Genomic DNA, 23,163 nt, shown 5'->3' on the forward strand with positions numbered 1-23,163 from the left:
GGGGATAACTTGAGGCTAGCAAGCTGATAGATCAGCTTGCTAAATTGTCTCCGACACTGAACGCAATTAGCATGCTAAGGGCTTGCATCGAACGGCCACTTTGCTCTTGTAACTGATTAAACGATGCTTGAATAGCGTTTAAGCTGCGCTTGGAGTTTACACCGCCAGAAATAATGCCTCGTCGGGTAAAGTAACTGGTGAGATCGCGTGTGAGTAAAAAGGTGTCCTTACCTAACGCACGAAGGGCGTAGGGGCCTGTATTGCCTCCTAGGCGTGCGCCGTGCTTTTTTAAGTAGGCCCATAAACCAATAATATCGTTTGCCGGCCAATTGGCGACGAACTGCGCGAAGCTGCCATGCTCTCGTCGAACAGCGTCAATCATGATGGCATTGTCGCGAATAGTTTGGACTTTCTTGTAATTACGGATAATCGCTGGGTCCTGCGCACGCTTTTCCAGCATCTCATCTGGCATCAAAAGGACTTTGTCGATTGTAAATTCAAAAAATAAACGTTCAAACTCAGGCCATTTATTACGTACAACTCGCCACACAAAACCGGATTGGAAAACTTTTTTGCTAAATTCGGCTAAAAAACGATCATCGCCCAAGTGGGCGATGGCGTCGTTAGATAAGGGCTCGCTGAGTAACGATTCTACTGCATTAGGGCCGCCTTTGCGCTCGCATGCCCGCTGATAAATAGCGCGATAATCTTCTAGATTAGCTAAAACGTTGTCGCTCACCCTTACTCCTATTTCAATGATCTATGAGGGATTAGCCTTCAATACCGCTATGGCGTAATAATGCATCTACTTTCGGCTCGCGGCCTCTAAATGCCACAAATAGCTCCATTGGCTCTTTGCTACCGCCTTTTTCAAGTATGTTGTTTAAGAAATCTTGGCCGACTTGTTGATTAAATATGCCTTCTTCCTCAAAACGACTAAAGGCGTCTGAAGATAATACTTCGGCCCATTTGTAGCTGTAATACCCAGCGGCATAGCCCCCTGCAAAGATATGTCCAAAGCTATTTTGAAAGCGATTAAACGCAGGTGGGATCACTACAGAAACCTGGCTACGCACATCATCTAACAAGGCCTGGACCGAGGTTTTTTGCTCAATGTTGTATTGCTCGTGCAAGCTGAAATCAAACATGCTGAATTCTAACTGACGGACCATTTGCATGGCTGACTGGAAGTTACGCGCCGCAAGCATTTTATCTAACAAGTCTTGGGGTAATGGCTCGCCTGTTTCGTAATGACTTGAAATAAACGCCAAGGCTTCAGGCTGCCAACACCAGTTTTCTAGAAATTGACTAGGTAACTCTACGGCATCCCAGGCAACACCATTGATGCCCGATACACCAGCAATGTCGATTTGGGTCAACATGTGATGAATACCATGGCCAAATTCATGGAACAAGGTGATGACTTCGTCATGGGTAAACAAAGCGGGTTTATCGCCCACAGGACCGCTGAAATTGCAGGTTAGGTACGCTACGGGCAATTGTACTGAACCATCTGGTTTGACGCGGCGTGTTTGGCATTCGTCCATCCAGGCGCCACCACGCTTGTGCTCACGGGCATACAAGTCTAAATAAAAACTTCCGCGTAGTTCGCCTTTGGCGTCTTTGATATCAAAAAAACGTACATCTTTGTGCCAAGTGTCAACACCCGTTCGTTCGGTGATATTTAAACCGTATAAACGCGATACTACTTCAAATAGGCCGTCGACTGCTTTATGTGCAGGGAAATAAGGACGTAGTGCTTCATCTGAAATAGCGTACTTTTGTTCTTTGAGTTTTTCGCTGTAATAGGCGAAATCCCATGCTTGCAGCTCAGGTATACCAAATTGAGTGTTAGCGAACTCAGTTAACTCTTGCAAATCTTGCTGAGCTTGAGGTTTTGAACGTTTAGCTAGGTCTTGCAAAAAACCGTTAACCTGAGTGGTGGACTCGGCCATTTTGGTGGCCAAAGAGCGCTCGGCGTAGTTTGCGAAATCTAAAAGTGCGGCCAACTCTTGGCGCAAGGCCATGGTTTCGTCGATAAGCGGGCCATTGTCCCATTTGCCGGCATTAGGCCCTTGATCAGAGGCGCGCGTGGTAAAAGCGCGATACATCTCTTCGCGCAGCAGGTGGTTGTCTGCATGCATCATTACCGGTAAATAGCTCGGGATATCAAGGGTGAATAACCACCCCTCTAGCTCTTTGCTTTCGGCGAGTTGCTTGGCAGCAGCCAATGCTGACTCGGGTAAGCCGGCTAGCTCCTTTTCATCGGTAATGTGTTTTTGCCAACCTAAGGTGGCGTCCATTACGTTGTTACTAAAGGTCGAAGATAAATCTGACAGGCGACTTTTTATTTCGCCGTAGCGCTGTTTTTTGTCATCGTCTAAGCCGACCCCAGATAATTCAAAATCGCGCACTGTGTTGTCAATCACTTTACGTTTTGCTTCGTCTAATCCAGCGAATTCAGCGCTGTTTTGAATCTGCAGATAGGCTTGATACAAACCTTTATGTTGACCAACCCAAGTACCGTATTCGGATAATAGTGGCAAGCAAGCGTCGTGGGCTTCACGTAGCTCATCATTGCTCACCACTGAATTCATATGCGATACAGGAGACCACATACGGCCAAGTTCGTCGTCTTTGTCTTCTAGTTTGGCTGCAAAGTTGTCCCAAGTGTAGGTGGGCTGAGCAAGCAAGGTTTCAATGGTCTTTTTGGCATCTTCAATGGCCTGTTCAACGCTAGGTTGAATCTGCTCTGGTGTGATGTCTGAAAAACGCGGTAATCCAGATAAATCTTGCAACGGGCTTAAGGACATAATGAACTCTCTCATCGAGGAAATAATGAATAGTAAGTGAGGTAGCTCACAAAGGAATTCAAGTGGTTAAGTGGATCTAAAACAAAAACATCGTCTTAGCGAACAAGATAGACGCAAGTTATTACACTCTTATTGGGTCTATAATGCACAGGTTTATTATTATCGATTAACTCGATTTAAAAATTCATTTGTCTTTGTAGAGACGAACCTTATATCGTGTACCCACAGCTTAATAATTTAGGATGAGTAGAGATGGCAGATTTTGATTATATTTGTATTGGCGGCGGCAGCGGTGGTATCGCTTCGGCAAACCGTGCTGCGAAGCATGGCAAAAAGGTCGCTTTGATTGAAGCGCGACACATAGGCGGTACTTGTGTGAATGTCGGTTGTGTGCCTAAGAAAGCCATGTGGTTCGGTGCCCAAGTCGCAGAAGCGATTAATCATTATGCCCCAGATTACGGTTTTGATGTCACCGTGAATAAGTTCGATTGGAAGAAATTAGTCGACAGTCGCGAAGCATACATTAAGCGAATTCACGCCTCCTACGATCGAGTTTTAGGTAACAATGACATCACTGTCATTAATGGCTTTGCTCGTTTTGTAAATAAAAATACGGTTGAAGTCGACGGTAAGGAATACACTGCTGATCATATTCTTATCGCTACTGGTGGACGTCCTGTTACACCAAGCATCCCTGGCGCAGAGCTGGGAATTGATTCTGATGGTTTCTTTGAATTAACCGAACAACCGAAGCGCGTAGTGGTGGTGGGTGCAGGTTACATCGCGGTTGAATTAGCAGGTGTATTGCATTCATTAGGCAGTGAAACTCATTTGGTTGTACGTAAGCACGCGCCACTTCGCTCGTTCGATACAATGTTAAGCCAGACCTTGGTTGAGATAATGGAGCAAGATGGCCCAACGTTACACACCCACCGCAACCCAGAAAAACTAGAGAAAAATGAAGATGGCAGTCTAACTCTGACATTTGAATGCGGTGAAAAAATTGAAGCGGACTGCGTGATTTGGGCAATCGGTCGTGCCCCCGCCAATGACAATATTGGCTTAGATAAGGCTGGGGTGACGGTAAATGAGCGCGGTTACATCGCGGTGGATAAATACCAAAATACCAATGTTGACGGTATTTATGCGGTAGGCGACAACATAGGTAAAGTTGAACTTACGCCTGTTGCAGTAAAAGCGGGTCGCTTGCTATCAGAGCGCTTGTTTAACGGCCAGAAAGACGCTCATATGGACTACACCTTGATTCCGACCGTTGTTTTTAGTCACCCAGCGATTGGTACCATGGGCCTAACTGAGCTTGAAGCCGAAGCAGAGTTTGGTAAAGACAATGTGAAAGTATACAACTCTAGTTTTGCTGCTATGTATACAGCGGTGACCAGTCACAGACAAATGACGCGCATGAAGCTCATTTGTGTGGGTGAAGAACAAAAAGTGGTTGGCTTGCATGGAATTGGCTATGGCATGGATGAAATACTGCAAGGCTTTGGCGTGGCGATGAAAATGGGCGCAACCAAAGCTGATTTTGATGCTTGTGTGGCCATTCACCCCACCAGTGCAGAGGAGTTTGTGACGCTAAACTAGTCACCCTTACCAATGGCGTGGTTTTTGCGCTTGAATACAGCCTTAAATGTTATACAACAAACGCCTTTATTATGTATTAATAAAGGCGTTTTTTTATAGCGAAAATTATTTTGAAATTGCACAAAAATTCTACTGTACAAGGACTCAATTCGGCCTTACATTAGCGCCGATTTTATCTCACTGGCCACTGGCCTACCGGACATTTGTGAACTTTAGTAATGATCGTATTTCTGCGATTTATTTGGGTAATGAAGAGTCAATTTTACGCTCTGAACAAGATTGGTTAAATGCTGAACGCGGTGCGCGCTATCGTGATGCAGTGCACATTGCTTTACCTGGTGGTGAAGTCTGGCTATTTGACTACGGGATCGCGGTTTTTTGGGGGATAGACGAAGACGAGCGTCTGGCGCTGTTGCACCGCTTGAATTTAGCTGAAGGTCTATTAACCAAAGCGAGTCAGGAGCACTTTAGATTTACTCTGAACGCGCCTGAGTCCCGTATTAGTCAAGACAATATCAGTTTAGCCCAAGATGATCATTTAGCGCGTTTGGCTATCAGTCATGCATTGGCTCAGTCACTGAAGTTGAATGAATATGAAAGTCAGGCTCAGCAGACGATTCAAGATCATGCGCATATACCGCAAACTTTAGCTGAGACCGGAAAAATTAAATTATCCAGACGCAACATAGCGAAGATCCGCGGTAAGCTGTTTAGTACCAAAAGTGACATTATTTTGCACTATGGGTTACTCGATACACCAGAATTTTTCTGGGAATACCCAGAATACGAAAGCACGTATAATTTGGCGGCTCGCTATTTAGAAATTCACCCAAGGGTGGATTTATTATCCAAAAAGTTAGCCACGATACATGAACTGTTTGACATGCTTGCTGGCGAGCAAAATCACCAGCATTCATCGTTTTTAGAATGGATCATTATCATTCTTATCGCGGTAGAAATAGTGATGTTTGGTGCTCAGGAGCTGCAAACCCTGCTGGGTTGGTAAAACGATATTAGCACGTTGATAAGCCCGCAAAGTTGCGGGCTTTTTTTATGGTTCACGCTAAGTATTTATGGCTCATCATTGAGTAACAACTCTTGGGCGCGGTGCTGGTAAAACTCCGGGTTCAAGCCGATGAGCTGCGGGATTGTCGCCGATACCGCAATGGACGATAACGTACCGAATACCACTCCTGCGAATAGACCTATAGCAAAACCTTGTAGTGGCTGACCACCGAATATCCAGATGGCACCTATGGTTGCCAGCGTTGTACCTGAGGTGATTAGTGAGCGGGTTAAGGTTGATTTAACCGCGCTATCGACTAGTTCACTCATGCTCATATTGGTTTTTGCACGCATGACCTCCCTTAATTTATCGCCTATCACAATTGAGTCATTCAATGAGTAACCAATAATGGCCAACACTGCGGCCAGTACGGTTAAATCAAAGGGCAAACCTAGCCAAGCGAATAAGCCAAGTACTACCAACACATCATGCACTAACGCCATAAGTGAACCGCAAGCTAAGCGCCACTCAAAACGCCACGTTAGGTAAATCATCATGGCCACTGCCGCGACTATTAGCGCTAAACCGCCATTGTCGATCAGTTCTGAGCCTACTTGCGAACCGATGTACACTGAATCTTGTGGAGCAATGTCATATCCAGTTTGCTCAGCAAAGGTATTTAACCACTCTTTATCGATGACATGGGCTGCACCATCAGCTTGACGGATTGTCCAATGAGTATTGGCCGCACTACTGCTTAGCTCAAAATCTCCTGACAGGTTTGCACCAAGCTGGCTTTGCATTTGCGCTTTATCGATGCTTTGTGTGGAAGTGAACTCAGTCATATACCCGCCGGTAAAATCCAGTCCAAGGTTTAATCCTTTGAAACTCAGTCCGATCACAGATAACAGCATTAAAGTAATAGCCAGATAAAACCCGGCTAAGCGTAGTTTGCTAAACAGTGCCATAGAGGATGGGTCCTTTTCAGTTTGAGTCGGTGCTTTAGGGCTATTTTCTACAGTATTTTTACTTGTAAGTTTGTTTGAGCTCATGCTTTAAGCTCCTTTTGAGTAATAGTAATTTGCGGCTTGACCAATGACGTTAAAACATGCGCAACGAATACACCGGTAAACATACTGGTTAAAATGCCTAAACTTAAGGTTATTGCGAACCCTTTGACTGGGCCGTAGCCGATGCTGAGCAAAATGAGCGCAGTGATCATGGTGGTGACGTTGGCATCTAAGATGGTGGCAAACGCCTCTTTATAACCTGTTTCTATCGCTAAAAAGTTACTTCGGCCCCGTTTTCGCTCCTCTTTTATGCGCTCGAAAATCAGCACGTTTGTATCGACTGCCATGCCGACTGTCAGCACCAGGCCAGCGATTCCAGGTAGGGTTAACACTACATTAGGAAGTAACGCCATTAATCCCAACAAACAGATTAAATTAAGCAGCAAACTGGTATTGGCGATAAGCCCAAGCTTTCGATACCACAAGCCCATAAACACCAAAGTGATGCCTAAACCAATGGCCAGAGCCATGATGCCGTTGCTTACGTTCTCTTGACCTAGTGAGGCCTGAATAGTGCGTTGCTGTACTATGGTAATTGGCGCATCTAATGAACCTGCACGTAGCAGCAATGCCAGATCGGATGCTGCTTGTGGGCTGTCTAAATTGGTAATGCTAAAACGATTACCTAATTGACTTTGAATAGTGGCAACACTGATGACCTTGCTGCTTTTGACCATTTCATCGGCGTTGTTCTTATGATACTCAGAGAAGACGGTGACCATAGGGTTTCCGATGTTATCTCGGGAGAAATCAGACATCTTTTTGCCGCCAATACTATCAAGGGCGAGATTGACCAAGGCGATACCCATTTCGTCACGCCCAGATGTGGCATTCTCTATATTCGAACCAGTAAAGATGGGTTTCGGTGCTACGCGCAACCGACGGCCATTTTCATCTGTGAAGGCTTTTGCGCCTACTGTGCCGTTTGGTGCCATTTCATAAAAATCTAACGAGGCTGTTGCACCAATAATACGTTTGGCTTGCTCAGGATCTTTTACTCCAGGAAGCTCAATACGGATACGATTTTGTCCTTGGCGCTGGGTGACGGCTTCGGTAATGCCAAGCTCTTCAATACGTCCTCGAAGAGTGGTAAGGGCTTGTGCCATTATTTCATGATGAAAAGTGGTTTTGCTTTCATCGGTAAAGGCCAAAGTGCCCGAGCGCTCATCCGTTTGGGTGTAATGTATGCCTGGCAAACGTAATTGTAATTCGTGCACCATGGCTTTGACTTGACTCGCCTGATTACTCAAAAAGTGTAGATTAATACTCGATTCGTTATTTGCGCTGGTATCACTGTTTGTTGCTGAGTTCCCCCCAGCGCTGTCGGCGCTAGGTAATTTGGCACTCATACCCCGTAGGGTTTGATCGTGAATAATCTGCAGCGCTTCGTCTTTTGCATTATTTAGACGTTCTTGGTCTGCTTTGTCAGTGTCGACCTCAAGCACAAATAACACGCCACCGCTTAAATCTAAGCCGAGCTTAATTGGCGACATGCCCATACCTTGTAACCAAGTTGGTGCGGCAGATTGACTACCTAAGCGAACGTGGTAATCGTCACCCAAGGTATTTTTAAGATGAGCTTGAGCCTGGATAAGGGTTTCGTCGTTTCCTTCGATCACGATTTTGCTCTCACTTTCAGCGTGAATAATTTGCTCAACATTGACCTGTTGTTGCTGCATCAACTCGCGCAGTTTTTGAGTATTAGGCAATGATTGGGTAGGGTTAACTGCACTGACGAGCAAGGCATTGTTGCTGCCATAAAATGTCGGAATGGCATTCAAGCCTAAAATGATGACAGTGATAATAATCACTAAAATTTGCCAAGTATACTTGGGCTTTGAAGTCGTTTTACGCATGTTCGTTCTCTTAAATAATCTGACTGGTTCGGCTTTTTAATACCAAAGCGAAGAGACCAATCGAGAGGTGCAAGCGTGGTTATACGCAAGCACAAAAAATTTGTTACCTAAGTACGCTTAGGTACTTGAGCAACATAAAGTAGGTAGGCCATAACTATGATGGCACGAGAACGAATTAACTTAGGTAGGTAATGGTTGCGGTGTACTGGGTATTTCCGTCTTTCCAGCCAGCGAGGCGGCCGTGACTATTTGACGCATCAGGACGTAAATACCATGGAACGGTATTGGACGCCGATAAAGGGGATAGAAAGTATTTTATCCCTAGTCTTTCAGGCAAAAACTCGTATAGCAGTACAAAGCTTGGTTCGTTTTGAAACGCTGAACCAAAAGCGCTAGCTGCTTGGCGCTCAAATGGCGGTAAGCTGACACTTTGCTCAAATCCAACCGAAAGCGTTGTTTTTTTGCTGTCTGATGTATTTTTTTTAGCTTTGTTCTGGGGAAGTTGTGGTGAATCAGAACGCTGAGATAACGATACTTGAGCCAGCAAAACCTGGCTCAAATCTAGTTGCTTTTGCGCGGTATCTAGTTGGCTATTGGATATAGATTGGCTAGGTGAAATGGCTTCTTCTTGCCACAATGCAGTAGAAGTGTTGTCTGCTGCACTGGCAGGATTTGCTATTGCTGCAAATAGAGCAATACAAAAGCTGAGCATAAGCGCGCGCCAAACCAACATAAAATCCAATGTCATCTGAAAAGAGAAGAGCCGATATGATAAGGATGAAGCGGTTAAAAACAAGTTATAAAGTGTGTCAAAATAATAAATTGCCAATAAAAAAGGAGCCGAGGCTCCTTTTTTTACTGTCGACCAGTATTGGTAAATGACTAGGATTTACTTAATAAATAACATCTCTTGATATTTAGGCAATGGCCATAAATCATCTGCGACCATGGTTTCAAGGGTATCAGCGTGTTCACGTACTTTAACCAACAACGGGCATATGGTTTTTGCGCTAAAGGTCATGTGCTCTTCTGTACTGGCAAAGTTATGCTCAGCTAGTGCGACTTTTAGCTCTTTAACTGCGCTCATCATCGCGTTAGCTTGTTCAACCGCTTCGTTTAAGTCGGTGTTTTCCAAACTCAAACTAAGGCCAGACAAGGTTTGGCTTACGTCTGCAAGGTGGGTTAAATGCTGGGTAACCGCTGGGTATATTTGGGTGGTGGCCATATCGATAACCAGCTTGGCTTCTACCTCTAGCGATAAAATATACTGCTCAGCGTACACTTCAAAGCGACTGAGTAATTCGTCTTTTGATAACACGCCCGTATTAACAAACAAATCGATGACTTCTGGCGTCTTAAATTCAGGTAGCGCTTCGGCGCTGGTGGGTAAGTTTTTCAGGCAGCGTACTTCAACGGCTTCTTTGTGCCATTGTTCACTGTAGCCGTCGCCACCAAAAACCACATCCCCATGTAGCTCCATGAGTTCTTTTAGTACGACAATAACCGCCGCGGTTTGATCTGTGCCATTGGCTAACGCAGCCTCAAGCCTTTCGGCAATCCAATCTAATGAGTCGGCGAGCATGGTGTTCATAGCAACAAGCGGGCCTGACACTGACTGCGATGAACCTACTGCGCGAAACTCGAAACGGTTTCCAGTGAATGCGAAAGGAGAAGTACGGTTACGATCCCCAGGGTCACGCTCAAACTTCAATATTTGCGATAAGCCTAAGTCCATCAAGCCACCTTTGGCTTTTTCAAGCAATTTACCGGCTTTGATGTCTTTAAATACGCTTTCTAGCTGATCACCTAAATAAACCGATAGAATTGCTGGGGGAGCCTCGTTGGCGCCTAAACGATGATCATTCGAGGCTGACGCGATAACCGCGCGCAGTAAGCCACCGTGTTTATGTACACCGCGAATAACTGCACCACAGAACAATAAGAAGTTAAGGTTCTCGTGTGGCGTGCTACCTGGGTCTAGCAAATTGCCTTGCGTCGCATTACCCACAGACCAGTTAACGTGCTTGCCTGAACCGTTTACCCCAGCGAAAGGTTTTTCATGTAGTAAACATAAGAAACCATGTTCTTTCGCTGTGCTTTTCATCAATGTCATCATTAACTGTTGGTGATCCGCAGCCACGTTTGATGATTCAAAATAAGGGGCTATTTCAAATTGACCCGGCGCCACTTCATTGTGATGTGTTTTGGCAGGAATACCTAAGCGATAAAGTTTGTCTTCGAATGCTTGCATGAAAACCTGCACGCGGGCAGGAATAGCGCCAAAATAATGATCATCAAATTGCTGACCTTTAGCCGGTGATGCGCCAAATAAGCTGCGACCCGCTAATAGTAAGTCAGGGCGTAGATTGGCGAAATGCTCATCCACTAAAAAGTATTCTTGCTCGGCTCCGCAGCTGGCGTTTAATGGAGCAATGCTTTGTTCACCCATTAGGCTAAGCACTTTGCGTGCGGCTTTGTCCATGGCGGCGTTTGAGCGCAGCAATGGAATCTTTTTATCCAGTGCTTCGCCTGTCCACGAAATAAATACACTGGGGATCATCAAGGTCGCTCCATTGGCGGTATGCATGATGTAGGCGGGGCTAGTTGGATCCCAAGCAGTGTAACCGCGGGCGGCGTTGGTCATGCGCAAGCTACCGTTAGGGAATGAAGAACCGTCCGGTTCGCCTTTAATCAATAGGCTACCTGTGAACTCAGTGATAGCTGCACCCTCAGGGTTAGTGATAATAAACCCGTCGTGCTTTTCAGCGGTGATGTTGGTCATAGGGTAGAAGATGTGTGAGAAGAACTTCGCGCCTTTACTGATGGCCCACACCTTCATGGCTGAGGCAACCACATCGGCGGTAGCGGGATCTAACGGGGCACCAGTCGTTACTGTGTTTTTCATCGCTTTAAAGGCATTTTTAGACAGAGCTTCTTCCATTTTAGCCAGACTAAATACATCGGTTGCCCAAATGTCTGTCAACGGACTGGTTGCCTTGCACTCTTTTGGTGCTCTGTTAGTGATTTGTGTAATTGCGTTTAAACGTGAAGCATGGCCCGACATAGTTGTTCCTTTATATATGGATATTGGGGTGAGTCTGTGCAGTGGTAAAAGTACCGGTAAAAAGCGACTTTCTTACTAGATTTGGCTATTCAATAAACGAGCCAGAACATGACATTTACAGTGATCCCGCTAGAACTGATTTAAGAAAGCCAATAAGTGTTCATTAAGTTAATTTAAAACTAATTAAAACAAAGGCTTACATTTTTAAAATTTGCTTAACAAATAAGCTCCTTTCTCTGGCCCCATTAAATGCTAACGACAAAGAGGTCCATCCTGGTGCAACAAGAGTTTGAGGTGCTGAATATTTGCACTGGTTTGGTGCTTTAGGCGTGCCGGCTTGGTTTATAAGCGCGCTGACGGTGAGTTTGAGGTATTTTGTTCTTTTGTGTTGTGGCCTTGCGCCCAGATAAACCCAAAACATGAATTCGTGTCGTGTTATGCCAATTTCGCTAAATAATTGAACGCTTGGGAAGCATATATACCTGAGGACTCAGTTTACGTAGCCCTGTAAAGGAGGGCTATTGTTAACCAAATTATTGTTTGCCCCAAGGCTTAACAAGCGACAAGTTATCCTTTCGCAGAATTTGTATTTTTGTTGTCTGCTGGTCTGGCTTGCAGGTATTGGTGCGTAATTTTCTCAGCAGAGCGCCCGGCAACATAGCCGCCTAAACCTATTTGTAACAAGGTCCATGCTTCTTCTGCCAGTGGATTGGGCAGCCAATCAAAACTGTCCATTACGACTAACACTAAAAATGTCAGCATAGTGATAGGACGCCAATTACGCTGGATCCAAGACTGTCCGGTTGCTTCGGCGGTGATGATATCAGTTTTGCTTTGCAGCAGTTGGTTTTCATAAGCAATAACTTTCGCCAGTAATTCGTTTTCCACGGCTTTTATATGGCTTTGTAGCTGTAATCGCTCTTCATCACTGGTATGCAATTCATCCACTAACTTTACCGCGGGTTCAAATAAATTACTGATAAATGAAAATACGTTCATGTTCTTGATCCTTATATTTTTTGTACAAGGTTAGTGACTAGATGTTTCCCTGAGCGTTCGGGTGCAGCTTGGCGAACGCGTCATTGTGGTTTTTAATCAAGCGGCCATATAGCGCTTTCTGCCCGCTACCGTTATACAGTGCTGCGAAATTTTCGAATGAATGATCCCGTAAATGCTGATGCATACTTGTATCAAAAAATTCGAATAAACCATGAATGTGGGCGGGTATGCCTTGGCAGAATGCGTCAAACATTTCCACCACTGATTGATAGCCGATTCGTTCGTAATGAAAGCCCATTATTTGTGGGGCACCCATACTGATTGACAACATAGCGGCGTCTTCGTCTAGGCTACGAGCAAACTCGAATACCTGCCATTCTTTCGCTTGAACACCGTGAAAGCTTTGCCAAGGATCACTGGGGTTTGAGCGCCATTGGTGTTCCGTCCAAACTTTTTTGGGATTGTAACAAAAGTGTTGACGATATTGCTGTGGATGATGCTTACCCCAGTATCTCCAAAATTTATGGTTTTCGAAGCGAATAATCAGGCGATCAGCGTTATTTTGTTCAAACCCTTTTCCTCGGCTTTCTACGCATAAAACGGCTACGGCGCAGGCCACATCAATGTCTTTTTCTATGCACAAAGTGGTGAGCAGACCGCCCCACCGATTCCACGTTGCGGCCACTGCGCGCTGCTCTTTGCTACCCGCGACTGTGAGTATTAAATCTGGGGTTAATTGGTCTGATGGTTCTAAGCGGTTGAAAGACGGGGGCAGGTGGTGATTTGGTGATTCGTCCCTATGGTCTTGGTGGTCTGCCTCTTTTAACGGGTTTGTATCGTCAATACCGAGGGCCCGTTGCAAATAAGCACTGGATACGTATCCTCGATTCCCATTAAAGCGTATTTGACTCCATGTTCGCTGCTTACCTTCAACCCACACTAGACTATTGGCAGCAAGTTGACCGAAAATATTGGCGTGTTTGTTCGGAGCGCTTCGAACATTTAGCGCACTGGCGGTGACGTTAGCGTAATAGCCATTGTCGGCGTAAACCAAGTCCACGTGTTTGGCGAAGGTGTAGGCTTGGTGGCCATTAAACTCTATTTCTAACCAATCACCGATCACGGCGAGTGTTTTAATGGAAGCGCCACGTGCGACAGTGGCTATTACGTTGGCACTCGTACTCGGTGCTTGGCGTATGTTGAGCAAATCAGTGTTGACTGAGCCGGTAAGGCGTGACAAATCCCGTACTTCTTGTAAGTAATTACCTGAAACAAAACCAAAGGTACTGCCAAAGCGAAACTGCATCCAATTATGCGCTAAAGGCGTGGTGACGATCACCATGCCCTGCGTTAACTGGCCCACCACTGCGCTAGAAATAGAGGGTAAACTTCGTACATTAAGCAAGTTAGCACTGACAGCATCTAGCATGATAATTCACCCCAGCAAGAGGTTAAGTCGAAAAGGCGAGAGCTAAAACGCGTAGTAAGAATGCACTTGAATAAATGCGATGGAACAAACAAGAAATAAAAAAGGTACATGACGGTGCCTCCTGCATATCAAATATCTTCATTAACATTGATAGCAGGTTTATATTGTCTTGCCAGTTTTTGTGCAAAAAATGTACAAATTGGTGTTGTACGCTAGGTCAATGTACAAGGTTATGGCTCACCGCTTTTGAGCAATAAGGGTAACAGCAGAGGGTTAGTGACTTTGCGTTCAGGGGAAATAAGGTACAAACGTTCGGTAAGTAAATGAGTACGTCCAATAACGCTCACTTTGTACTGTTGCTCTATATCGCGCTCTACTGAGGTCGGGGCGCAAAATACCCCATAACCTTGTTGGGCAAAAAGCTGCATCAACGCACCATCTTCAAACTCAGCTGCAATTTGTGGATTGATTTTGTGTTTCGCAAACCAGGCCAGTATCGAAAGCTTCTGGGCTGAGTTATCCCCTGGCAATAAAAAGGGTTGATTATCTAAACAATGGGGGAAGTTGCCAAAATTAGCGGCTAAATTCTGGGCCACAAAAAAGCTTAGTCCACTGCGGGCTAACAAATGGTTATAGGCTTTGACATTACTGTTACTGGGCAGAGGCCTGTCAGACAAAATAGCATCAACTTTACTTAAAGCAAGATCGGCGGTGAGGTTGTTTAGGTCTCCTTCTTTACATACTAGTCGCACATTTGGGTGGGCGGTTAAACAGCGCTGAAACATTTGAAATGCGAGTACTTTTGGCAGTACGTCTGTAACACCTACACAAAAGACTTGCTGCTGGTTTTGCTGTTGATTTTTCACCGAGAGCAATAATTCATTGCCCATGTTAAAAATGGACTTGGCAAACTTATAGGTTAACTGACCTTGGCTATTGAGCTGCAAACGTTTACCTACTCTGTCAAACAGATCAAATCCAAAGTATGCCTCGAGAGTTCGGATCTGCTCACTTACCGTTTGCGGGGTGAGATGTAAAAGACCAGCAGCTTTAATAATGCTGCCTTCGGTTGCCGTAACGTAGAAGTAATACAAGTGTTGATAATTTAATTGATGCACGACTGCAATCCATTTGATTCTTATCAGGAAATTCCTGATTGAAATGAAGATGAAAACGACTATACCTAATAGAGACTGGTGCGTATATTAAACATAGAATTCCGTATTAGAAGGATTGAACTGTGCAGACTTACTTGTCAAAGTTAATTCAGCATGAAGCAGCAGGCGGAGTGTTATTAGTCGTTGCGGCTGCGCTAGCTATGATCCTTGCAAACTCCCCGGCTTTTGGCTTTTACAACGGCCTGCTAGAAATCCCTGTCAGTATTCGGTTTGGCGCTTTTGAAATTGCTAAACCTCTGTTGCTATGGGTAAACGACGGATTAATGGCAATATTTTTCTTTCTTGTGGGCCTTGAGGTAAAGCGTGAAATATTGGATGGACAATTGTCATCGGTCTCCCAAGTCACTTTGCCCGCAGTCGCCGCGATAGCTGGCATCGTCTTTCCTGCTTTAATTTACGTTTGGTTTAATGTCGATGATCCAATTGCGGTAAATGGTTGGGCAATACCGTCAGCAACGGATATTGCCTTCGCCGTTGGGGTGTTCACCATTTTTGGTAAATTCTTACCGCTAAGTTTGAAGTTGTTTTTACTCAGCGTGGCGATATTCGATGATATAGGCGCAATTGTCATTATCGCCTTGTTCTACTCTCAAGACTTATCTACCACCTCTTTGGTAGTGGCCTGTGTAGGCTTAGTCGGCCTGTTTGTATTGAACCGATTTAATGTACGTCGCCAAGCGGCCTATATCATTATTGGTGTTGTGGTGTGGGCCGCCGTGCTCAAGTCTGGTGTGCATGCCACTTTGGCTGGCTTTGCTTTGGCCTGGTTTATTCCGCTGAAATTAAAAAATGAAGATGGTCACCCTATGTTGCCCCATTTAGAGCATAAACTGCATCCTTGGGTAGGGTTTGTTGTGTTGCCTATTTTTGCTTTCGCAAATGCGGGAGTGTCGTTATTTGGGGCGAGTTTTTCCGATTTATTAAACCCGATTACCTTGGGCATCGCAGCGGGTCTCTTTGTGGGTAAACAAATAGGCATATTCGGTGTGTGCTGGTTAACTGTTAAAGCTGGGTTAGCGAACTTGCCTCAAGGTGCTAACTGGGTGCAGCTGTATGGCGTGAGTTTGCTGTGTGGTATTGGTTTTACAATGAGCTTGTTTATTGGAAGTTTAGCGTTTGAAGAACAAGGCTTAGCTTACCAAACAAGCGTTAAAGTAGGGGTATTACTTGGCTCGCTCGTCTCAGCGGTATTGGGCGCAGTGCTGCTAGCCAGAAGTAATACAAAGTCAAAACAAAGAATTGAAGCAGAAAACCAAGTAACGGATAACGCAGCAATCTAGTGTTCACTTATGCGTTAAGGCCGTGAATAAACCTAACACAAAGGGGGAATACTATGTGGAATATGTCCGATCTAATAAGCTTAAAATATGCCACACGCGTACTTGCAGGCTTGACTTTATTGTTTGGAAGTTCGTTGATATCAGTTCAAGTTTTTGCGAATCCAGATCCAAAACAAAAAGGCATTAATAGCGACAGTAATGTATGGCAAAGCTGTCAAGCTCTACGCGAAAATGCTGGCTCTGCTCAACAAGGAGTAGACAGTTGCTATCAATTTATTCGCGGCTTTTTATACGGTGCCGTGCTAACAGATACGCAAATAATGCGCGGCTTAGAAACAAAAAAAGAGTTATCAGAGTTTGCTCAGCGAGCTATGCGTACGCGTATTGGCAGTGGCAGATCAACAGATTCTGACACTTATCTTGCTAACTTTTGCCTACCTAACCCAGAAATTGACCAAGAGACAGTTTTGGCAGTGGTGAGCTTCTTGCCTGATACATTTGAACGGTCTCAAACATTAGGGGAAGTCATTTACCAAGCCGTACAGTCGGCGTATCCCTGCAAAACGAAGTAAGAGAAAAATGTTTCGCTGTGAACTTATTACACAGGTAGGCAGCATTTACTTAATTCGTTGGTTATTTGCGACAGTGACTCACTTGGGTTTAGCCCGTTTATTAACTTTAAGTGATTGAGTTATATTGAAATTATTTGGTTTTAGATAGGTGAAAAAGACCTTGGCATAAGACTTGTAATATCAATAAAGGAATACCAGTGCAGCCTTATGACTTGGCGCACTGTTTCACTCAAAAAGCATGTGTTGTTCACATACTTAATCAACAATAAAGAGAACACTATGACCAAACTAATCACACTTGTTAGTGCACTACTGTTTACACTCGCTATGGGAACTGCCTCAGCGGGTGTTTATAGCTCAAACCAGGTACTGAACCAGGCGCACTATCAATTTAGTAAGCAGCAAGTTTTAACTATGGTGGACAGCAGTGAAGTACAAGCGCAATTAGAAGCACTTGGTGTAAGTCCTGCAGATGCGAAGTCTCGTATCAATAACATGACGCAAAATGAATTAACGGCGCTTAATGAGCAAATGAACAACATGCCAGCTGGTGGTATTGTAGGCGCGATAGTCACCGTGCTTGCCGTTGTTGCTTTGCTCGACCTTCTCGGTGTAACCGATGTGTATCCTTTCATTCGCCCCATTAACAGCTAGAAGCGATTAAGATCGAGAAATAACGATATGTTTTATGACGTTAAGGTTGGCATACTCGCCAGCCTTTTGTTTTTATTGTGTGCCTGTCAAAGCACACCACAAACGGAACAACTATTTGCTCAGCAAAATGATTTTGCCAATAAGCACCTGATTAAAGACGTTCCCTTTTACCCTCAACAAGCATTCTATTGTGGGCCAACCACGTTAGCAGAAGTGTTTAATTATTACGGTGCTAACACAACACCAGAGCAGATAGCGCCTAGTTTATTCGTACCTGAGCTTGACGGCAGTTTGCAGCTCGAAATGGTCTCGGCTAGCCGGCAGCAAGGCATGCTGGCATATGCACAAAAAGGCGATTTACCGCAATTGCTCGGCTTGATCCGTGATGATGTGCCAGTGGTGGTGCTACAAAATGTTTCTGTGGCTTTAATACCTATGTGGCATTACGCGCTGGTTATCGGCTATGACTTAGATACAAGGGAATTGATTTTACATACGGGGGAGACGCAAAATCACCGGCTAAATTTCACTACATTCGAACGAACGTGGGCTCGCGGTGAATATTGGCTGCTAGCAGCCGTGCCCCCAGATAAAATGAGCAGTGAATTTGCCCCACTTCATTACACACAAGCGGCTCAAGATTTACTTAGTACTGGCCAGAAAAAAGCTGGGCGTGAAGCCCTAGAAACGGCGATTTCCACATGGCCGGATAAGTGGTTAAATTACTTTTTATTGGCCAATGATTATTTAGAAAATGACCCCCAGCAAGCGGCGCTGTGGTTTCAAAAAGGCTATCCATATCGTCAAGGCAGTACCGAAAGCCAAGACCAGGAAAATCTAGCTTACCTAAATAATTACGCCTATGCCTTAGGGGCGTTAGGTTGTAACCCGCAAGCGAACGTACTCATCAACCGAGCATTGGCTTATGAGCCGCAAAACGTCAACTTACTTGATACCAAGCAGCAAATTACCGAACTCAGTCGCAATGCTACCGAGAACAGTCATAAAGCGGCGACACAATGCCCGCTGATCCGATAATCCGTAAGACTCCAAATCGAATCTAAATACATGCTTGTTAAAGGCCGACGATTTCACAATCGCCGGCCTTTCCCACTGTCACCCGTTAACCTCTAGCGGCCATACAAACGCAATCAAAAATAAAGACTATCAAGTCACCAAACTATCGAAAATTATCGAGACACCCATGGTTAATCTGCGTTTGCTTTTGCGCGTTACATTTTGATTTTAAACCCATTTATGGCTTTACGTGTGGATGTTATTAACGTGGGTGTCCATATTAAAATTACCGAACTCAGCCGCAACGAAAATTATCAGCGAAAATTATCAGGACACCCATGGTTAATCTACGCTTGCTTTTGCGCGTTACACTTTGGTTTTATTACCATTTATGGCTTTAGGAGTAGATGTTATTAACATGGGTGTCCATATAAAAATTCATAATCTTGGTGGCTTTATAAAAAGGGGGCGGTTGGTGGTAAGTCATTTTGTGGGGGCACCTAACCGCAACAGTTTAGCTGGGATTAATGTAGGGGAGAGAAGTGACTAATAAGTGAGCATAAAAAAAGCTGATGTTACTTGTGTTTTTAACCGTGTTAAAAAAGTGATACACGCGGTGTTTATTTATCCGTAGTAACCAATGAGTGGGAGCGAAATATGTCTACAATTGAAATAGCGGGCAGTTGGGATGCTAAATTTGAGCCTCTTGTGGCAGCATTTAAATCGAATTTTGATGCGCATAGCGCCATGCCTGAACAGGGGGCGGGATTTGCCTTGTTCCACCAAGGTAAGCTGGTGGTCGATATATATGCAGGGACTTATACTCAATCAGATATCGAACACACCTGGAAAAAAGATACGCTGGTGAACGTTTTTTCAACCACCAAGGGGGTCGCTGCCCTTTGTGTTGCTCATTTGGTTGAGCGCGGGTTGTTAGCATACAGTGATAAGGTGGCTATGCATTGGCCTGAATTTGCCGCGAATGGTAAGCAAGATATAACCATCGCCCAGGTGCTTTCACATCAAAGCGGTCTTAATGCGTTTGAGAGGCCTATTGTTACTGAGGAGCTGCTAGATTGGAATGACTGCTGTAACAGGCTTGCCGCCCAAGCGCCATTTTTTCCGCCAGGTAGCAGAACCTGTTATCAGGCAGTGACCTTTGGTTTCTTAGTGGGGGAGATTGTTAAGCGCGCGGCTGGCGTTACGCTAGGAGAGTATCTGAGTAAAGAGATATGCCAGCCTAGAAATATTGATTTTCACATTGGACTACCTGAAACCCAACACTGCAGAGTCGCAAATTTACTGCCGCCAACCCGCGCTCCTTATATGCCTAAGAACATGCCGGTTTACGCCCTTGCAGGTATGACAAACCCAGTGCTGCGTGCTGACTTTATGTTAACACCTCAAGCCCGTGAGGCCGAGTTGCCTGCTATTAATGGCCATGGTACGGCTAGAGCCATAGCAAACTTGTACGAGTTATATTGCCCCGAAAACGCATTGCTCAGTGCTGATACGCTGGCTCAAACCAGAGAGGTTAATAGCTCCCGAAAGGATGACTTATTGGGGTTGCCTGTGCATTGGGCCATGGGACTCGTGGTGAATACGTTGGCTAATACCTATGGCAAAGAGCCGAGCACCTTTGGGCATAGTGGGTGGGGTGGTTCGTTTGGCTGCCATGATCCTGTCAACAAACTGTCTTTCGGTTATATTTGCAGTCAAATGAGTGCAGATTTAGTGGGAGATGCGCGTAGCCAGAGTTTGATTGAGCAAGCCTATGCGTGTATCGGATAAATAGCTTAGAATGCTTACAATAAAAAAGGCGAGTTCAGTATACTGAACTCGCCTTTTGGTTTTCTATCGTTAGATTTTTGAATTTATAAAATGAAGCGGCTTAAGTCTTCGTTTTCAACCAGCATTTCTAAGTGATCGTTCACGTATTTCGCGTCAACGACTAGCTGTTCACCGTTTTTCTCTGACGCATCAAATGAAATTTCTTCCATCAGGCGCTCCATCACAGTATGTAGACGACGAGCACCTATGTTCTCAGTACGTTCGTTTACTTGCCATGCTGCTTGGGCAATGCGCTCAATACCATCTTGAGTAAACTCAACATCAACACCTTCAGTTTTCAGCAGGGCAATGTATTGCTCGGTCAACGACGCGTTCGGTTCAGTCAGAATTCGAATGAAATCTTCAGCAGTAAGGGCCTCTAGCTCTACGCGAATAGGTAAACGACCTTGAAGTTCCGGGATCAAGTCAGATGGTTTAGCCATTTGGAACGCGCCCGAAGCAATAAACAAGATATGGTCAGTTTTCACCATGCCATGTTTTGTCGATACCGTTGAACCTTCTACCAAAGGCAGTAAGTCACGCTGTACACCTTCGCGGGATACATCGCCGCCACTGTTAGAGCCTTCACGTTTACAGATTTTGTCGATCTCATCGATAAAGACAATGCCGTTTTGCTCAAGGGATTCAATGGCGTTGGCTTTTAAATCTTCTTGATTGACTAGACGTGCGGCTTCTTCTTCAATTAATAGTTTGAAGGCTTCCTTGATCTTTAATTTTTTCTTCTTCTTTTGCGAACCAGATAAGTTCTGGAACATACCCTGAAGTTGGTTAGTCATTTCTTCCATACCGGGAGGAGCCATGATCTCAACACCGACTTGAGGTAGGGCAACATCGATTTCGATTTCTTTGTCGTCAAGCTGGCCTTCACGCAGTTTTTTGCGGAAGGTTTGGCGGGTGCCCTTATCTTCGTTCTTTTCTTTTTCGCCCCACTGATTTTCAGCAGGCGGTAATAGCACGTCGAGAATACGCTCTTCAGCGGCTTCTTCGGCGCGGTATTTCACCTTTTTAGTTTCTTGCTCTTTGGCCATTTTCACCGCGATATCTGCTAAATCACGAATAATGGTTTCTACCTCTTTGCCGACGTAACCTACTTCGGTGAATTTAGTCGCTTCAACCTTGATAAATGGTGCATTGGCTAGCTTGGCTAAGCGGCGGGCAATTTCAGTTTTACCGACACCCGTTGGGCCAATCATCAAAATATTTTTTGGCGTGACTTCTTGACGTAAGTCGCCGCTCAACTGCATGCGACGCCAGCGATTACGTAAAGCGACTGACACGGCTCGTTTAGCATTTTTTTGGCCAATAATGTGGCGGTCCAACTCGTGGACAATTTCTCTTGGGGTCATCTCTGACATAACTTAACCCTTATATAATTTGGTCTTAAACCGTTTGATGGCGGTCTACTCGCAGCGTTTTACATGCAAACACTGTGTTAATAATCGATTTTTTCTATTGTATGGCTATGGTTGGTAAACACGCAGATGTTGCCAGCTATCGTTAAGGCTTTTTCAGCGATTTCCTCGGCGGACAACTCAGTGTTATCTAACAATGCGCTAGCCGCTGATTGAGCAAATGGGCCACCTGAGCCAATGGCAATTAAGTCGTTTTCAGGCTGAACAACGTCACCGTTACCGGTAATAATAAATGAAGCGGTTTCATCGGCTACGGCCAGCAAGGCTTCAAGTTTGCGTAACATGCGATCTGTTCGCCAATCTTTGGCTAATTCCACTGCGGCGCGGGTTAAGTTGCCTTGATGTATTTCGAGTTTTGACTCAAAACGCTCAAACAAGGTGAAAGCATCAGCAGTACCACCTGCGAAACCAGCAAGTACTTTGTTGTTGTATAAACGGCGTACTTTTTTAGCGTTGCCTTTCATTACGGTGTTGCCAAGTGAAACTTGGCCATCGCCAGCGATAACAACTTGGTTACCACGACGTACGGATACGATTGTAGTCACAGGAATTCCTCAATGGTTTAACTGCAATGTTTCCTAGAATTGGAAGGCCATTGCGACAATTGACTTAGATGTGGGGAGGATTCATAAATTTTCAAGTAACAAGCAATACCCTGAAGGTAAACCTGACACACAAAAAAGGGCTACTGCAACGTCGCCCTTTATGGAAAGACAGACAACCGCTATGTGCGCTAGCTTATAAGTTCCATAGCCAAATTTTACAGCCATTAATTTTGGCTCGTTGTAATGTATGGCGTTGTTTTTCTGCTAGGCGTTTACTTTCATAAGGACCAATAATAACGCGATACCAGCGGCCTGAGCTGCCTTCGCTAGGGCGTACCTGAGCTTCGAACCCTTGAAAGGCGATACGCGCTTTTAGTTCTTCTGCTTGTCCTTGCTTTCTAAAAGAGCCACATTGCATCAAGTAACGTTTATCTGATGCTTCTTGTACTTCTACCTCAACCTCTACACTGTATTCAGGTAAGGTTTTAATGAATTCCCACTCTTCTTTGGGGACTTCAGGCAAGGGATCTACTTGGGTTGCATGAGTCTGAGCTTTTTTGTGTGCTGGATCTTCTGCTTTGTTGTTAATACTGTACAGGAAATATCCAAAACCTAGCAGTAAGGCCAGCGTGATAATAATACGCAACCAAGGCAATGGGCGTTTTTCAGGCTCTGGGGCCTTTTTGGGGTTGCGCCCTCGGGCGACATAATCTTTGTGAGCCATATTTACTTCCGAATACTCAGGCTAGAAGAATCGCGGATTTTACCTTGCTCAGCCTAATCCTCAATCAGAATTTGGTGGATCTGTGAAATAT

The 23,163-nt window shown here is 44.9% G+C and carries 19 protein-coding genes; 7 read left to right on the forward strand and 12 right to left on the reverse strand.

Annotated features, from left to right (window positions below; translation table 11 throughout):
• Window positions 1-31: 31 nt before the first annotated feature.
• Both FX988_RS14065 and prlC read right to left on the reverse strand, forming a co-directional pair.
• Window positions 32-739, reverse strand: a complete 708-nt coding sequence (locus FX988_RS14065) for a DNA-3-methyladenine glycosylase I (RefSeq protein ID WP_160180750.1) — start codon at window positions 737-739, stop codon at window positions 32-34.
• Between the two features lie 31 nt (window positions 740-770).
• Window positions 771-2,813 (reverse strand): oligopeptidase A, encoded by a 2,043-nt coding sequence (gene prlC, locus FX988_RS14070; protein WP_160180752.1) that lies wholly within the window; start codon window positions 2,811-2,813, stop codon window positions 771-773.
• A 252-nt stretch (window positions 2,814-3,065) separates the two neighbouring features.
• Here prlC and gorA point away from each other — a divergent pair, with 252 nt between their 5' ends.
• Together gorA and FX988_RS14080 are read left to right on the forward strand one after the other, a co-directional pair.
• Window positions 3,066-4,415 carry a glutathione-disulfide reductase gene (gorA, locus tag FX988_RS14075; protein ID WP_160180753.1) on the forward strand — a complete coding sequence of 450 codons (1,350 nt, stop codon included), beginning with the start codon at window positions 3,066-3,068 and terminating at the stop codon, window positions 4,413-4,415.
• A gap of 205 nt (window positions 4,416-4,620) precedes the next feature.
• Window positions 4,621-5,421, forward strand: coding sequence for an RMD1 family protein (locus FX988_RS14080; RefSeq protein ID WP_160180755.1), 801 nt, complete (start codon window positions 4,621-4,623; stop codon window positions 5,419-5,421).
• A gap of 65 nt (window positions 5,422-5,486) precedes the next feature.
• Here the strand turns inward: FX988_RS14080 and secF are convergent, their stop codons facing one another.
• The 7 genes from secF to FX988_RS14115 all read right to left on the reverse strand — a co-directional run bounded on the left by secF (window position 5,487) and on the right by FX988_RS14115 (window position 14,957).
• Complete coding sequence (gene secF, locus FX988_RS14085; protein ID WP_412761937.1) at window positions 5,487-6,389, reverse strand: protein translocase subunit SecF; 903 nt, start codon at window positions 6,387-6,389, stop codon at window positions 5,487-5,489.
• 80 nt (window positions 6,390-6,469) lie between these two features.
• Window positions 6,470-8,347, reverse strand: a complete 1,878-nt coding sequence (secD, locus tag FX988_RS14090) for a protein translocase subunit SecD (protein ID WP_160180758.1) — start codon at window positions 8,345-8,347, stop codon at window positions 6,470-6,472.
• Between the two features lie 175 nt (window positions 8,348-8,522).
• Window positions 8,523-9,080, reverse strand: a complete 558-nt coding sequence (locus FX988_RS14095) for a hypothetical protein (RefSeq protein ID WP_160180760.1) — start codon at window positions 9,078-9,080, stop codon at window positions 8,523-8,525.
• A 156-nt stretch (window positions 9,081-9,236) separates the two neighbouring features.
• A complete protein-coding gene (locus FX988_RS14100; RefSeq protein ID WP_160180762.1) occupies window positions 9,237-11,411 on the reverse strand; it encodes a glutamine synthetase III in 2,175 nt (724 codons plus the stop codon).
• 567 nt (window positions 11,412-11,978) lie between these two features.
• Window positions 11,979-12,410 carry a 3TM-type holin gene (locus FX988_RS14105; protein ID WP_160180764.1) on the reverse strand — a complete coding sequence of 144 codons (432 nt, stop codon included), beginning with the start codon at window positions 12,408-12,410 and terminating at the stop codon, window positions 11,979-11,981.
• Between the two features lie 37 nt (window positions 12,411-12,447).
• Window positions 12,448-13,839: an N-acetylmuramidase domain-containing protein gene (locus FX988_RS14110; protein ID WP_160180765.1), complete on the reverse strand. Its 1,392-nt coding sequence runs from the start codon at window positions 13,837-13,839 to the stop codon at window positions 12,448-12,450.
• A 230-nt stretch (window positions 13,840-14,069) separates the two neighbouring features.
• A complete protein-coding gene (locus tag FX988_RS14115) occupies window positions 14,070-14,957 on the reverse strand; it encodes a LysR family transcriptional regulator (protein ID WP_160180767.1) in 888 nt (295 codons plus the stop codon).
• Window positions 14,958-15,079: 122 nt separating this feature from the next.
• Between FX988_RS14115 and nhaA the strand changes: the two genes are divergently transcribed.
• The 5 genes from nhaA (at window position 15,080) to FX988_RS14140 (ending at window position 20,331) form a co-directional block, all read left to right on the forward strand.
• On the forward strand, window positions 15,080-16,297 hold the full coding sequence (gene nhaA, locus FX988_RS14120; RefSeq protein ID WP_160180769.1) for a Na+/H+ antiporter NhaA: 1,218 nt from the start codon (window positions 15,080-15,082) through the stop codon (window positions 16,295-16,297).
• Between the two features lie 53 nt (window positions 16,298-16,350).
• Complete coding sequence (locus FX988_RS14125) at window positions 16,351-16,869, forward strand: hypothetical protein (protein WP_160180770.1); 519 nt, start codon at window positions 16,351-16,353, stop codon at window positions 16,867-16,869.
• A 279-nt stretch (window positions 16,870-17,148) separates the two neighbouring features.
• Window positions 17,149-17,523 (forward strand): PA2779 family protein, encoded by a 375-nt coding sequence (locus FX988_RS14130; protein ID WP_160180772.1) that lies wholly within the window; start codon window positions 17,149-17,151, stop codon window positions 17,521-17,523.
• A gap of 27 nt (window positions 17,524-17,550) precedes the next feature.
• Complete coding sequence (locus FX988_RS14135) at window positions 17,551-18,561, forward strand: PA2778 family cysteine peptidase (protein WP_160180773.1); 1,011 nt, start codon at window positions 17,551-17,553, stop codon at window positions 18,559-18,561.
• Between the two features lie 636 nt (window positions 18,562-19,197).
• Window positions 19,198-20,331: a serine hydrolase domain-containing protein gene (locus tag FX988_RS14140; RefSeq protein ID WP_160180775.1), complete on the forward strand. Its 1,134-nt coding sequence runs from the start codon at window positions 19,198-19,200 to the stop codon at window positions 20,329-20,331.
• An 83-nt stretch (window positions 20,332-20,414) separates the two neighbouring features.
• Here FX988_RS14140 and hslU read toward each other — a convergent pair whose 3' ends face one another.
• The 3 genes from hslU to FX988_RS14155 all read right to left on the reverse strand — a co-directional run bounded on the left by hslU (window position 20,415) and on the right by FX988_RS14155 (window position 23,072).
• Entirely contained in the window at window positions 20,415-21,746 is a 1,332-nt protein-coding gene (hslU, locus tag FX988_RS14145) for an HslU--HslV peptidase ATPase subunit (RefSeq protein WP_160180776.1), read from the reverse strand.
• A gap of 77 nt (window positions 21,747-21,823) precedes the next feature.
• A complete protein-coding gene (gene hslV, locus FX988_RS14150) occupies window positions 21,824-22,348 on the reverse strand; it encodes an ATP-dependent protease subunit HslV (RefSeq protein ID WP_007985912.1) in 525 nt (174 codons plus the stop codon).
• Between the two features lie 193 nt (window positions 22,349-22,541).
• Window positions 22,542-23,072, reverse strand: coding sequence for an SPOR domain-containing protein (locus FX988_RS14155; protein ID WP_160180778.1), 531 nt, complete (start codon window positions 23,070-23,072; stop codon window positions 22,542-22,544).
• Window positions 23,073-23,163 lie beyond the last annotated feature (91 nt).

Origin of the sequence: Paraglaciecola mesophila, from assembly GCF_009906955.1 — a bacterium.
Lineage (GTDB): Bacteria > Pseudomonadota > Gammaproteobacteria > Enterobacterales > Alteromonadaceae > Paraglaciecola > Paraglaciecola mesophila_A.